Genomic DNA, 14,033 nt, shown 5'->3' with positions numbered 1-14,033 from the left:
TCACGCGTCCGTCGAGATCAGCGCGGCGGCTCGGTTGGAGGTGGACAGGTCCGGCCGGTAGACCATCTCGACGCCGCGGAGTACGGCCAGGACCCGCTCCGCGCCGTCCTGTTCGACGGTGAGCCAGATGTCGCACATCGCGTTGTCGGTGCCCTGCACAACGCTGTGCACGGTGCACTTCACCGGCCCCTCCACGGCACCGGTCGACAACACGAGCACCTCACGGATGCCCATCGGCAGCGACTGCACGCTGGCCGAGGACAGCACCCACAGGCAGGCCATCTGGAGCGCGCCGTCCATCACCGCGGGGTCGGTCTGCCAGGTGTCCTGCGGCCAGTCGAGCTTTCGTACTCCGACCAGGTCCGAGGCCGCTCCGGTGGAACTCAGCCCGGTGATCGTGTGGATGGCGTGAAAGCGCGGGCCGTGGAAGAGCATCGCCCCGTCGTAGACGGCGCTGCCCGGGTGTACCTCGAAGCTCTCGTCGGCGGGTTCCGCGGTCGGGGCGGTCGGCACCGCTCCCTCGCCCGGACCCGCGAGGGCCGCGTAGTGCAGGGCGCCGTCGAGGCTCTTGAGTTCCAGGCGCAGCGGCGCGTCGGCGTGGCCGCCGTCGGGGCGCACATGCACCCGGAGGCGGGTCTCCTCCGTCCCGAATCTGTCCAGCGCGATGGTGCGCAGCACGCGCAGGTCGCGCACCAGGACCGAACCGTGGTCGGGCAGCGCGGTCCGGGCCGCTCGGGCGAACCATTCCAGGACCAGTGCCACCGGCACCACGGGGCGTCCGGCGATGGTGTGGTCGACCAGGTAGGGGTGGGTGTCGGCGCCGACGACGATGTCCGTGACGTTCGTGGCGTCGCCCGCGTCGCCGGCGGGGCCGGCCGTGCCGGCGGCGATCGAGACGCAGGCCGGGCCCGGCTGTTCGAGTTCGGTCATGAACGCCTTGACGCCGGCGGTTTCTTCGAGGAGCGGTACGCCGAGTCGGCGGAAGTGTTCGGCGTGGGCGGGGGAAACCATGCCGGCGGCCCAGGGGCCCCAGGCCACGGCCTTGACCATGGATCCGGGACGGTGTGCCGCCTCGGTCGCGGTGATCTGCTCCATCGCCTGGTTGGCCGCCGCGTAGTCGCATTGCCCTGCGGTGCCCAGTCGCGCGCTGACCGAGGAGAAGGCGCACACCAGGCGCACCGGGTCGGCGGCGGTCAGTTCGAGCAGGGTGCGGAATCCGCGCACCTTCGTGTCGTAGACGGCGGTGAACTGGGCCTGGGTCTTGGCCGAGATGTTGCTGTCGGCGATCACCCCGGCGGCGTGGATGATGCCGGTGATCGGGCCCCAGTCGCGGCGTACCTCGGCCAGCGCGTCGAAGACCCGCTCACGGTCGGTCGCGTCGGCGGTGACGTATCGGGTCTCCGCGCCGGCCACGGCCAACTGCTCCAGGGTGCCGCGGATCTCGCGGGAGGCGAGTACTCGGCCGGAGGCGTGGGCGAGTTCGGCCAGGGTCGGGGTCGCGCCGGTGCGCTCGTCGCGACGGCTGCCCAGGATCTGCCGGATGGCGCTCTCGTCCGCGGCGCCGCGCAGCTCGTCGTCCTCGTCCACGGGGCGGGTGCGGCCCAGGAGCAGGAACTTGGGCCGGTGGGTGCGGGCCAGGGCCAGCAGGCAGGACGCGGTGATGCCGCGGGCCCCGCCGGTGACCACGACCACGGGGTCGGCCCCGAGGTCGAGCGCTCGCGGTGCCGCGACCGGTTCGGTGGTGCCGCGCAGGAGTGCGCGCGAGCCGTCCGCCGCGAGCGCGACGTCGGTGGTGTCGTCGCCGTGCAGGAGCTCGGTGGCGATGGCCTGGGCGATGTCCTGCGGGGCGCGCGCGGCCCGGTCGATGTCGATCGTCTTGATCGAGGCGTGCGCCCACTCGTTCGCGGCGGTGCGGGCGAGCGCGGCGATGCCCGCGCAGCCTTCCCGGCCGCGGTTGCCGGAGGTGCCGAACGCGCCGCCGGTGTCCTGGACGACGACCAGGACGCCGCCTCGGCGGTCCATCGCCTCGGCGATGGTGTGCAGGGTCGTGAAGACCTCGCGGGTGGGGGCGTCCGGGTCCTGCTCCGGGTCGATCTCGCGCAGGCCGGCGAGGGCGATCACGGCGGTGGAGTCGGCGGTGACCCGGTCCGCGACGGTGGCCTTGATGCCTTCGCGGCGCAGGGTCTCCGCGAGGCATTCGGCGACGCCGGTGCCGTCGTCGGTGATCAGCAGCGGTTGTTCGCGCAGGCCCTTGAGCGGGGCGCCGGTGGCGGGCTCGACGGGTACCAGGGCGGTGCCGGTGCGCAGCACCGTGAACTGCGGTGCCACGTGCTTGGCCTGCGCGGGGATCTGCTCCTGCGTCCGGACCACCGGCGCGGCGGGGGCGGCGGCCGGGGCCGGCGCGGGGGCGCCCTGGGGGGTGCGCATCGAGGTGATCTTCTCGGCGATGGCGGCGATGGTGCGCAACCGGGCCAGGTCGGCCGGGTCCACATTGGCCTCACCCGGGAAGTGATCGCGCAGACGGGTCAGGATCTGCACCCGCTTGATCGAGTCGACCCCCAGGTCCACCTCCAGGTCCATCTCCGGCGTGAGCATCTCCACCGGATAACCCGTCAACTCCGCCACGATCGCCAACGCCACCTCGGCGCCGCTCTCCTGAGCCGCAGCGGGAGCCGGAGCCGGGGCGGGAGCCGGAACCGAAACGGGAGCCGGCGCGGCGGCGAGGGCGGGGGCCACGGCCGGTGCCGGGATCTGCGCGAGCGTCGGCGACGCCTGGAGGCTGTGCGGCGCCGCGGGCATGGGCGGGCGGGCCTGGGCGACCGGGGTCGCCTGGTACTGCGTGACCGGGGCCGGCTGGTACTCGGTGACCGGGGTCGGCTGATACTGCGTCACCGGGGCCGGTTGGTATTGCGTCACCGCGGGCGGCGCGGGGCTGATCTCCCGGGTGGTTCGCGGCTGGCCCTCCAACACGCGTGGGCTCGGCGCGAGTTGCGCGGTCGGCTCGCCGGCGACCGGCATCTCGACGGGAGCGGGCGCGGCCGCGGCTCGGGGCTCGGCTCCGGGCCGCCAGGCCATCAGCGCGTCGAGCGAGGTCTTGGCCAGGTCCAGATAGGACGCGTGGCTGGCCGAGGTGGTGGTCTGGTACGCGTTGTGTGCGTCGCCCGCCTGTCGCTGCACCTCCAGGAAGGCGTGCAACCAGGCGCCGGACGCGGTCACCGGCGTCCAGGTGGACCCGGAGGAGGTGACGTCGTGCGCCGGCGACTGCGCGACCGGTGCCTCGTGGGTCCGCATCGGCACGGCGGGGGCCGCCTGTACCGGAACGGGCGCCGGCACGGGTGCGGCCATCGGTGCGGGAACGGGCGCGGGTGCCGGTGCGGGCTGGGCGAACTGTGCCACCGCGGCGGCCGGGGCCGGCGCGGGCGGAGCGGCCTGGACGCGGGCGGGCGGCGCCGCCTGGGTCACGGCGAGCGCCGGTGCCGGCGGGAGCGCCGCGGCGACCGGCGGGGTCGGGGCGGCCGGCACGAACCCGGTGCCCGGCTCGCGCATGGCGGGGGCGGCGGGGGTGCTCTCGCGGTGGCCCACGTCGGGGTTCGGACCGGAGATGGGGATGGTCATACCCGTCCTTGTCGATGATGGCGAAGGAGTGCTCGAGGTGAACGAGGCCCACAGCGGGGCGAAGTCCAGGGGGCGTCCGGCGACGGCCAGCGCGCCCAGGACGCGGTGCAGTGCGGTGAGTCCGGAGCCCCGGGTGTGGTCGGCGCTCAGCGCGACGTGGGGCCGGTCCGCGAGGATCCTGCCGACCAGGCCGGTGAGTACCGTGCCCGGTCCGGCCTCGACGAACGTGCGGACGCCGTCCTGGTACATGGCCAGGATCATTTCGGCGAACCGCACGGAGGAGGTGACGTGATCGTGCAGCACGGTGCGGATCTCGGGCGCCGTGCCGGGGTACGGCTTGGCATCCGCGTTGCCGTACACGGGCAGCTTCGGCGCCGCGAACTCGTGCTGTTCCAGCGTGGGGCGCCATCCGGTGGTCGCGGACTGCAGCAGCGGGCTGTGGAAGGCGCAGGAGACGGCGAGCCGTTGCGTGGTGAGCTGTTGCTCGGCCGCGCGCTTCTCCACCTTGACGATCGCGGATTCCGCGCCCGAGACGACGTGTTGCGTCGGGGAGTTGTAGTTGGCGACCCAGGCTCGGCGGATGCCGCGGACCAGGTCGTCGGCTTCCTTGGCGGTGGCGGTGACGGCGAGCATCGCACCGGACACCTTGCTCGCGTCGCGCAGGAGTTCGCCGCGCGCGCGGGCCAGGGCCATCAGGGTGTCGTCGTCGTAGACGCCGGCCGCGTGCAGCGCGGCGAGTTCGCCGAAGCTGTGGCCCGCCACGCAGTCGGGCTCGAAGCCGACCGCTCCCAGGATCGAACCGATCATCAACGCGTGGGCGGCGAGCGCCGGTTGCGCGCACTCGGTGGCCTTGAGCCGTTCGGTCTGCGCGCGTTCCTGCGCCTGGTCCACGACCGGCGGCGGGAAGACGGTGCGGTACAGGGGGTATCCGTCGACCTCGAAGCCGGCCAGCCGGTCCCACGCGGCGAGCGCGTGCGGCTGGTGCAGCACGACGTCCGACCCCATGTCGGGGTATTGGCTGCCCTGTCCCGGGAACAGCAGCGCGATCTTGTCGGCCGCGGCGGGGCCGCACGCGTAGCGCACGCCGGTGGGCGTGTGGAACGCGGTCTGCGGTTCGGCCGAGATCCGCTCCCGGGCGTCGGCCGCCTGGGCCCGCAGGTCGTCCTCGTCGCGCACGACCAGGCACAACCGGTGGGCCGCCGCCGCGTCGAAGGCGAGTTGGGTCCGGCGCGCCAGGTCGGCCGGCGGCGCGGTGTCGGCGCTCAGCGCGTCCAGTGCGGTGACCAGTGCGGGGCCGGACTCGGCGCTCAACAGCACCAGTTCGCTCGGCGCGCTGCGGGTGTACTCCCGGCCCGCCGCGGCGGGTTCGGCCGTGCGGTGCTCCTCCAGCGTGACGTGGAAGTTGGTACCGCCGAACCCGAAGCTGGATACCGAGGCCCGGCGCGGGTGGTCGGTGTCGCGGATCCAGGGCCGGGTCCGGGTGCTCAGGTAGAAGGGACCCTTTTCCAGTTCCAGGGCGGGGTCGGTCCGGTCCGCCTTGAGGGTGGGCGGCAGGATCTTGTGGTGCAGGGCGAGGGCGGCCTTGGCCAGGCCGACGGCGCCCGCGGCGGTGCGGGTGTGGCCGATCTGCGACTTCACCGAACCGAGCGCGCAGCGGGCGATGTCGGCGGGGTCGCCCGAGCCGAACACCTCTTGCAGGGCCGTCACTTCGGCGGTGTCGCCGGCCTTGGTGCCGGTGCCGTGCGCCTCGATCAGTTCCACCGTGGCGTGGCTGTAGCCCGCGCTGGCGTAGGCCCGGCGCAACGCGCGGACCTGGCCGGCGACGGCGGGGGCGTAGATCGAGGAGCCGCGTCCGTCGGAGGAGGTGCCGACACCGCGAATGACCGCGTAGATGCGGTCGCCGTCCCGCTCGGCGTCGGCCAGGCGCTTGAGCATCACCATGGCCACCGCCTCACCCAGGAGGGTGCCGTCGGCGTCGGCGGAGAAGGGGCGGCACTCGCCCGACGGGGACAGCGCCGGGGTCTTGCTGAAGCAGGTGAAGCCGAACGCGTCGCACAGCGGGTCCACGCCACCGGTGATCATCATGTCGGCGCGGCCGAGCGTGAGTTCGTCGATGGCCGCGCTCATCGCGGACAGCGAGCTGGCGCAGGCCGCGTCGGTGGTGTAGTTGCTGCCGTGCAGGTCGAAGTGCCTTGCCACGCGGCCGGCGATGACGTTGGTGAGCATGCCCGGGAAGGAGCTTTCCTTCCACACCGGATACGAGGCGGCGATGGCGTCGCACAGCTCGTCGGCCTTGGGCTCGGCCACTCCGCGGGCGAGCATGACCCGGCGCCAGGTGGGCCGTTGGGACCGGAACGACATGCGAAAGGCCAGCTCGGTGGGGCTGGCTCCCAGGATGATGCCGGTGCGTTCGCGCAGCGTCTCGGACGGGCCCTGGTCGCCGCAGGCGTCCCGGAGAACGTGTTCGGCCGCGATCAGGCTCAGCAGTTGCGCCGTGTCGGTGGCGTCGATGGTGGACGGCGGGGTGCCGAAGGCCAGCGGGTCGAAGGCCACCGGCGACATGAACGCGCCGCGCTTGCCGTAGGTCTTGTCGGGGGCGGTGGGGTCGCTCGAATAGTGATCGCTCACGAGCCAGTGGGTTTCCGGCACGTCTCGGATGAGGTCACGGGCGTTGACCACGTCGCGCCAGAACCCGCCGACGTCCGAGGAACCGGGCAGCAGGGTGCTCAGACCGACGACGGCGATGGGCGGTTGGGAGGGACGGGAGCTCTCGGGCACGGGACTCCTTGCGATGTGCGATTCAGAGCAGTTCGTGGGCGGGGAAGGTGAACGCCTGGGCGGGCAGGTCGACACCGTGGCTGCGCAGTTGTTGGGCGCGGGTCAGGACCGTCGCGCCCTCCATGAGGTTGCGGGCGATCTGCACGACGGACAGGTTCGCCGGATCGGCGAGGAAGCCGTCCCTGCGCCAGTCGTTGAACGCGCCCACCGCGGGGCCGCACCAGATCTGGTAGTCCACACTGCGGTCGGCGGCTCCGGTGGTCGCCCAGGTGCTGGACATGCCCAGGTACCAGCGGAACACCAGCGCCATCCGGTGCTTGCCGTCCACCGCCGCCCGGTCGGCCTGCGCCGGCTCCCTGGTGCGCCAGAACTCCTCGGTCTGTGCCCACACTTGGTCGACCGACTGGCGGAACATCTCGCGTTCCAGTCGGGCGATCTGGGCCGGCGGGATGTCCTCCAGCGACTCGTGGTCGCGGTAGAGCTGGAAGAGCTTGGAGGCCCGGGCGGCGAACATCGTGCCGCGACTGAGGACTTGTACCTTCGAGCCCATCTCGAACATGTCCGCGGACGGCGCCATGGCCACGTCCATGGTGTCCGCGGCCTGGAGCATGGTGCGGGCCCGGTCCGAGGTGTCGGCCTCCAGGCTGAGCTGGTTGACCGATCCGGTCACCACGTACGCGGCGCCCATCGCGAACGCGGCGGCAACCGCGTGCGGGGTGCCCAGGCCGCCGGCCGCACCGATCCTGGTACGCGGTGCGATGCCGTGCCGGTGGGCGACCGCGTCCCGCAGGGCCAGGATCTGCGGGAGGGCGGTGGACAACGGCCTGCCGTCGGTGTGCCCGCCGCTGTCGGACTCCACGGTGAGGTCGTCGACCATCGGCACACCGGCCGCCAGCGCCGCCTCGTCGGCGGTCAGCAGCCCCTCGGCGACCAGTTCGCGCAGCAGCTCGGGGGGCGCCGGTGCGAGGAACTGTTCGGCGACCTCGGGGCGCGAGACCTTGGCCATCATCATCCGCGGGCGGACCACCCGACCGTCCGCGCGCACCTGCAGCCCGGCGGCGCAACAGTGCACGAGCGCGCGGGTGACGTTGCTGAAGGCCGACACCGACACGCAGCGCACGCCGTGGGCGATGGCCAGGGCGGCCACCTCGTTCTCCCAGGCGGGCGAGTGCGGGTTGTGGATGATGTTCACCCCCCACGGGGCGTGTTCGGGCAGTTCGCGGCGCAGTTCCTCGATGGCGCGGCGAACCGCCTCGATCGGCAGTCCGGCCGCGCCGAAGATGCCCAGCAGGTCGGCCCGGGCCATCGCCTTGACCATCGCCACGCCCGCGATTCCCTGCGCCATCTCACCTGCCACGTACGGGAATCGCACGCCGTGGTCGGTGGTGAAGGAACGATCGCCGAGCCATTCGGGATACAACGGAGAGAGGGTGCCGACGACTTCGCAGCCGTCGACGGGCGCGTCACCCAGGACGGCGCCGGTCACGGAGTCGGACAGGCGCCGAACGATCGTGGCCATGCTTCGCGGTTGGCGAAGCACGGCCAGGAGACCGTCGGCGGTGGGATCCGACACGTCACGACGGGGTGCTGCCTGCAGTCCGATGGTCATGAACGGTTTCTCCTGTGGCCTTTCGGAAAGGTTGTCGGACTTCGCCGACCGTCAAAGAATCCTGTGTCGACCCGTCAAAGAATCCCGTGCGTCCCGGCCAGGAGATAGGCCATGTCGACGGTCGTCCGCGAACAGGACCCACCCAGGACACGGCGCGCGTTGCGGTCGTCGAAGACCCTGGTGTGCCGGAAATACGCGGCGAACCCGGCGTAGCTGTGAAAGCGCTGCTCGGCCGGGGAGAGATTCTCGGGCAGTTCGGGCTTGAGCACGATGCGGATGGGTGCAAATTTCTCGAAAAGATCGATGAGCGTCGCGGCGGACACGTCGTCCGGGTGCACGATGTGGTATGTCTCCGGATCCTTGGACCGGCGTTCCGCGGCGATGCTCACGATGGCCCGCGCGGCGTCCTCGACGGGGAGGCAGTTCAGCCGCGCGTCGGCCCGTCCCTGCATGTGAATGACCGGGCGCAGGCCGCGCGGAATGGAGAGTCCGGCGATCCCTCTTTCGATCGTCGACGCGCGCAACAGGGCGCTGATGGTCTGAAAGGGGTGGGCCGGGAGTCCCGGGGCCGGCGCGCGGTCGGTCAGCAGAATGCTCGGCCTCATGATCAACGCCGGCATTCCGTTTTCCCGAGACCACTGGCGCACCAGGGATTCGGCGTCGCACTTGGACCGCTCGTATTCGTTCTCGAAGCCGTACGTGTCGATCAGGTCGGCCTCGGTGACGGTGCCCGACCGGCGGGCGCCCGCCACGAACGCGGTGCTGACATGGCAGAACGGCGCGCCGTGCGGGCTGCGCGCGGCGATGTCGAGGAAATTTTGCGTTCCGTTGACGTTCACCGGTCGGATCGCCCGGGCGCCCGTATTGAGGTCGATGTTTCCGGCGCTGTGGAGGAACATGTCGGTCCGCCGGACGAGCTTTTCCACCCGGTCGTCCGGGAGGCCGAACAGGGGGCGCTCGATATCGATGTCCACCTCGTCGGCGCGGCGGCGAAATTTCTGAATGAAATCCGGCGTCTCGCCCAGGCGCCCGAGGGCCTGGGAGATTCGGTCGATCGCACTCGTACTGCCGCGGCGCGAGAGCAGCGAGACTGAGCAATTCCGATTCACGAGTTCACGAACGAGCCGCAGACCCAGGAAACCGGTGCCGCCAGTCAATGTAACCTGCACGGTCTCATTCCTCTTCTCCGGGGGAACCGATGGCCGGTATTGCGCGTCGATCCTATCCATGGCGGGACGGTGCAATAGTCCAGGCCACGGCCCGGGAAGTCAGATTCACCGGTATGGCCTAGTTCCGTGCATGCCGACCGGTGGGCATAATTCATCATTGTCCAGACCGGCATAACGGTCAAATATCCACATCCCCATCCCGCCGATCGGACGCGTATATCCGATTCTTATACATACGATTTATTCGTATCGGGCAGCCGGGGTGGGCAATCACGAGTTGCGGTCCGCGCGGGCGGTACCCTCGTTTGCGGCACGAACAATTCCTCCGAATATCCGTGGACCCGGCGGATCATCGGCACCAGGATTCGCCCCTCGCCGGCCGCCCCGATGCGATGGCGGCCGGGGGTTCGCCACGTCCGCACCCGATCCCGGTTCACGGACGTCCTCAGCCCATCGCACAGACGACGTCGTCCTGGGAGGACACGCAATGCTCGACACCATCCCGGCACCACCTCCCGAGCACGAGACACCGGACCCGGCCGGCGACCCGCTGAGCCGCCTCGCCGGGCTGTGCGTGCGACATCGCCGACTGCTCCTGGTCGGCGCGATGATCGTGCTGGTACTGGCCGCCACGGTGGTCGCCGGCGCCCGGGACCGCTGGTCCAACGGCGGATTCACCGCGACCGGGACCCGGGCCGCCGAGGCCGAACGGGTCGCCGCCCGCTACGGGGCGAAAGCCGCGGACCTGGTCTTCTACGTCCGCGCCGGCACGTCCGTGGACGACGCCGAGGTCGCCGAGACGGGCCGCCGGCTCACCGCACTGGTCGGGGGACGACCGGGCGTGACCCGGGCGCAGTCCTACTGGAGCACCGGCTCCCCCCTGTTGCGCTCCCGGGACGGCAAGGGCGCACTGATCCGGGTCGACCTGGCGGGCACCGAACGCGACTCGGCCGTCGCCTCGCGCGCCCTGGTCCCCGCCGTGCGCAAGGCCGCCGGCGGGCTGCGGGTCGATGCCACCGGGCCCGCGTGGCTGAACGCGCAGGCCACCGACGAATCCGAACGCGACCTCAAGCGCGGGGAATTGCTGGCGGCACCGCTGACCATGATCATCCTGCTGTTGGCCTTCGGATCACTGACGGCGGCGGCGATCCCGCTCGCCGTCGGCGCCGTCTCGGTGGCCGGCGCCCTGGCGGTCCTGGCCACCTTGACGCTGACCATGCCGATCACCGTGTTCGCGATCAACATCTGCGCGGCACTGGGCTTCGCACTCTCCGTCGACTACGCCCTGTTCATCGTGACCCGCTATCGCGAGGAACTCTCCCAGGGCGTCGCATCGAGCCGGGCCATCGCACGCAGCATGGCCACCGCCGGTCGTGCCGTGCTGTTCTCCGCCGCGACCGTGGCCCTGTGTCTGTCCGCGCTGTTCGTCTTCCCGCTGGAACTGCTGCGCTCGTTGGCGTGGGCGTCGATCCTGGTGGTGATCATCTCGGCGCTGACCTCGCTGCTCGTACTGCCCGCGCTGCTGGCCGTATTGGGGCCACGCCTGGATCGGCTGGACCCGTTCCGCCGCTTTCGCGGCAAGACCGCCCGCGTGGGTGGCGGCAGTCCCCTCTGGCGTCGGATCGCCACCCTGGCCACCGGCCGGGCGGTGCTGTGCGGGGGCGCCGCCGCCGCGCTCCTGCTGCTCCTGGCCGTGCCCTTCCTGCACGCGCGATTCACCACCATCGACGAGAAGATCCTGCCGACCGCCTCCGAACCACACCGCACCGCAAACCTGTTGCGCGACGACTTCGCCGACCCGCCCGAGCGGATCATCCCGGTGATCCTGCCCCGGGCGAACGCGGTGACCGACGCAGCCGAGATCGACGCGTACGCCCGACGATTGTCGGCTTTGCCCCATGTCGCGCACGTGGTCGCCGACACCGGCGACTATCGCGCCGGACTGCCGGTGCCCGGCCCGGAGTTGCCGGACACGACGACGAACGAGCCCACCCCCGACGACAGCACCCGAGTGGCCGTGCGTCCGGTGGTACCACCGGACCCGGCCCGCCCCGCCGTGCCGGGCAGCGTGTTGCGCGTGGTCGGCACCGCCGACAGCCAGGCACCGGAAACGGTCGCACTGGTGCACCGGTTGCGCACCCTGCCCGCTCCGGGGCCACACCTGGTCGCGGGCAAGGCGGCGGAGCTGACCGACACCAAACACACGCTGCGCGAGGCACTCCCCTACGGCGCGGCGATCATGCTGGTCGGCACCCTGGTGATGCTCTTCCTGTTCACCCGCAGCGTCCTGGTGCCGATCAAGGCGGTCGTGATGGGCCTGCTCAGCATGACCGCGAGCCTGGGGGCCATCGTCTACGTCTTCCAGGACGGTCATCTGCGCCGACTGGTGGGCGACTTCGTCACCGGCGGCTCCTTGGAGACGACGATGCCGCTGCTCACCCTGGCGGTCGCCTTCGGCATCTCGGTGGACTACGAGGTCTTCCTGCTCGCCCGGATCAAGGAGGAGTTCGTGCGCACCGGGGACAACACCCGGTCGATCGTCTTCGGGATCGAGCACACCGGCCGGTTGTTCACCGCCGCGGCCCTGATCGTCGCCGCCTCCATGGTCGCGCTGACCATGTCGCACGTCACGCTGCTCAAGACGGTCGGGGTCGGCCTCGCGGTCGCGGTGGTCGTGGACGCCACCGTCGTACGCGGCGTCCTGGTCCCGGCCCTGATGCAACTCACCGGCCGGGCCAACTGGTGGGCGCCGTCCTGGTCGTTGCCCCGACGCCGCCCCCGCGAAGCGGGCCCGAAACTGCCCGACGCGCGCACCGAGGCCCAACCCGAACTCGTCGGTCGGGCGGCGGACGCCGGCCACGACACGGCGGACCGACCGCAGTCCTGAGCGGCCGGTCGCGTTCTCCGGCACGAATGGCAAATCACCGGATTCGCAAGGCTGTTCCGGTATTTCGAATTCACGCCGGCGGCATTGCCCCGTTCGGGGGATTGTTTCCGACTCGACTCCCACAAGGGCATAGAGTCTGCGCGATCGGCGGGATTTCGCCGAACACGCCCGATCCCCAAGCCTTTTCCCGTACGACGAATCGAGAATCGAGAATCGCCTGTGGAATCCATCTGCCGCCCCCTCGGAACTCGCTCTCCACGTCCGGACCTTGTCACTTTCACCACCCGGCCGCTCGCCCCGATGCGGATGTTCACCATCCCCTATGCGGGCGCGGACGCCATGATGTTCGCGCCGTGGGTCGATTACCTGCCGGATTCGGTCGAACTGACGGCCGTACGACTTCCCGGTCGTGGGGCCCGGACGGGCGAGGTCTCCCTCACCGATCCCGCGCAACTCAGCGCGATGGTGGCGGAACTCGTCCTGGAAGCGGACGACGGCCGCCCCTACGTCTTCTTCGGCCACAGCATCGGCGCGATGATCGCCTTCGACACCGTGCGCGAGCTGCGCCGTTGCGGCCACCCGATGCCGTCGTTGCTGGCCGTGTCCGCCGTTCCGCCGCCGCAGGGAGGCGCGTTCGCGCGGGCCTGCCGACCGATCCTGGTGTCCGACCAGCCCTGGCGGCAATTGGGACTCACCGACCTGCTGCCGCCCGAGGTGTTTCGGGACCAGGGCGCGATGACGGCCTTCGGGCCGCCGATGATGGCCGATCTGCTGTTGGCCCTTCAGCACCGATACGTCCACGAGGCGCCGTTGGATTGTGCGTTGAGTGTCTTCGGTGCCCGCGACGACACCCTGGTCGCCGTGGAATCCCTGTCGAATTGGCAGGAGCAGACCACCCGGCCCATCCGACTGCGCACCTACCCCGGCGGCCACCTGTACGTCCACGAGGCGTTGCCGAGTCTGCTGACGGACCTCTCCACCGATCTGCGCACCACCGTCGGCGCCTTCTCCTGAGTTGCGGGGCCGGGCCCGTCGTTCGAAGTTGTCGAGTGTGTCGAGTGTTTGGAGTGAATCCGTGATTCGAGACTACGCAGGACGCGTGTGCACGGTGACGGGAGCCGCTTCCGGAATCGGCCGGGCACTCGCGTTGGCCCTGGCCGAACACGGCGCGCGGTTGGCCCTGTCCGACGTCGACGCGGAGGGGCTGACCGCGACCGCGGAGCAGGCCCGGCAGGCGGGTGCGGAACAGGTGCACGCCGACGTGGTCGACGTCGCGCAGCGCACCATGGTGCAGGACTGGGCGGACACCACCGCGGCGCGCTTCGGCCAGGTCAACCTGGTGATCAACAACGCCGGAGTGGCGTTGACCGCGAGCGTGGACGAGATGGAGTGGGCCGACTTCGAATGGATCATGGGCGTCAACTTCTGGGGCGTGGCACACGGCACCAAGGCCTTCCTGCCGCACCTGCGCCGGGCCGATCCGGCCCACGGGGCGCACGTCGTCAACGTCTCCTCCTCGTTCGGCCTGTTCGGCATGCCCATGCGCAGCGCCTATTCGGCGACGAAGTACGCCGTCCGGGGCTTCTCCGAGTCGCTGCGCAACGAACTGCGCCGTGAGGGCAGCCCGATCGGGGTGACCACCGCGTATCCCGGCGGGATCAAGACCTCGATCGTGCACAACTCGCGGGCGGCGGAGGGAACCGACCGCGCCGAGGTCGCCGCGGTGCACGACTCGTTGTCCAAGACCACGGCCCAGGACGCGGCGCGGGTGATCCTCACCGGCGTGCGCAAGGGTCGCACCCGCCTGTGCATCGGCCTCGACGCGAAGGTCATGGACCTGGGCACCAGGTTGCTGGGGCCCGCGTTCGAGCCGGTCGTGCACGCCTCGATCGAACGCGCGCGGACGAAGGTCGTGCGCGCGGGTGCGGGCGCCGGGCGGTAGCGGATTCGGCCCCGCACACAGACGACCGCGGCC

At 71.1% G+C, this 14,033-nt stretch carries 6 protein-coding genes; 3 read left to right on the top strand and 3 right to left on the bottom strand.

Annotated features, from left to right (window positions below; all coding sequences use genetic code 11):
- From ACFXMF_RS11925 to ACFXMF_RS11915, 3 genes are all read right to left on the bottom strand, one after another.
- On the bottom strand, positions 1–6,393 hold the full coding sequence (locus ACFXMF_RS11925; protein WP_380020621.1) for an SDR family NAD(P)-dependent oxidoreductase: 6,393 nt from the start codon (positions 6,391–6,393) through the stop codon (positions 1–3).
- Between the two features lie 22 nt (positions 6,394–6,415).
- Entirely contained in the window at positions 6,416–8,002 is a 1,587-nt protein-coding gene (locus tag ACFXMF_RS11920) for a PfaD family polyunsaturated fatty acid/polyketide biosynthesis protein (protein WP_379990778.1), read from the bottom strand.
- Between the two features lie 74 nt (positions 8,003–8,076).
- Positions 8,077–9,231 carry an SDR family oxidoreductase gene (locus ACFXMF_RS11915; RefSeq protein ID WP_360316524.1) on the bottom strand — a complete coding sequence of 385 codons (1,155 nt, stop codon included), beginning with the start codon at positions 9,229–9,231 and terminating at the stop codon, positions 8,077–8,079.
- A 427-nt stretch (positions 9,232–9,658) separates the two neighbouring features.
- Between ACFXMF_RS11915 and ACFXMF_RS11910 the strand changes: the two genes are divergently transcribed.
- The 3 genes from ACFXMF_RS11910 to ACFXMF_RS11900 all read left to right on the top strand — a co-directional run bounded on the left by ACFXMF_RS11910 (position 9,659) and on the right by ACFXMF_RS11900 (position 14,000).
- Positions 9,659–12,058 carry an MMPL family transporter gene (locus tag ACFXMF_RS11910; RefSeq protein WP_360316521.1) on the top strand — a complete coding sequence of 800 codons (2,400 nt, stop codon included), beginning with the start codon at positions 9,659–9,661 and terminating at the stop codon, positions 12,056–12,058.
- 300 nt (positions 12,059–12,358) lie between these two features.
- Positions 12,359–13,072, top strand: coding sequence for an alpha/beta fold hydrolase (locus ACFXMF_RS11905; protein WP_360316518.1), 714 nt, complete (start codon positions 12,359–12,361; stop codon positions 13,070–13,072).
- Positions 13,073–13,133: 61 nt separating this feature from the next.
- A complete protein-coding gene (locus ACFXMF_RS11900) occupies positions 13,134–14,000 on the top strand; it encodes an SDR family NAD(P)-dependent oxidoreductase (RefSeq protein WP_360316516.1) in 867 nt (288 codons plus the stop codon).
- Positions 14,001–14,033: the final 33 nt, after the last annotated feature.

The organism is Embleya sp. NPDC059213 (assembly GCF_042754445.1).
In the GTDB taxonomy this organism is placed as follows: domain Bacteria; phylum Actinomycetota; class Actinomycetes; order Streptomycetales; family Streptomycetaceae; genus Embleya.
Note: the sequence above shows the minus strand (reverse complement) of the source record. Positions and strands in the feature narration are given on the sequence as shown.

Bases quoted from the DNA above. Each gene is read 5' to 3' on its own strand.
- ACFXMF_RS11920 (WP_379990778.1), bottom strand. From the start codon at position 8,002: ATGACCATCGGACTGCAGGCAGCACCCCGTCGTGACGTGTCGGATCCC.
- ACFXMF_RS11915 (WP_360316524.1), bottom strand. From the start codon at position 9,231: ATGGATAGGATCGACGCGCAATACCGGCCATCGGTTCCCCCGGAGAAG.
- ACFXMF_RS11910 (WP_360316521.1), top strand. From the start codon at position 9,659: ATGCTCGACACCATCCCGGCACCACCTCCCGAGCACGAGACACCGGAC.
- ACFXMF_RS11905 (WP_360316518.1), top strand. From the start codon at position 12,359: ATGCGGATGTTCACCATCCCCTATGCGGGCGCGGACGCCATGATGTTC.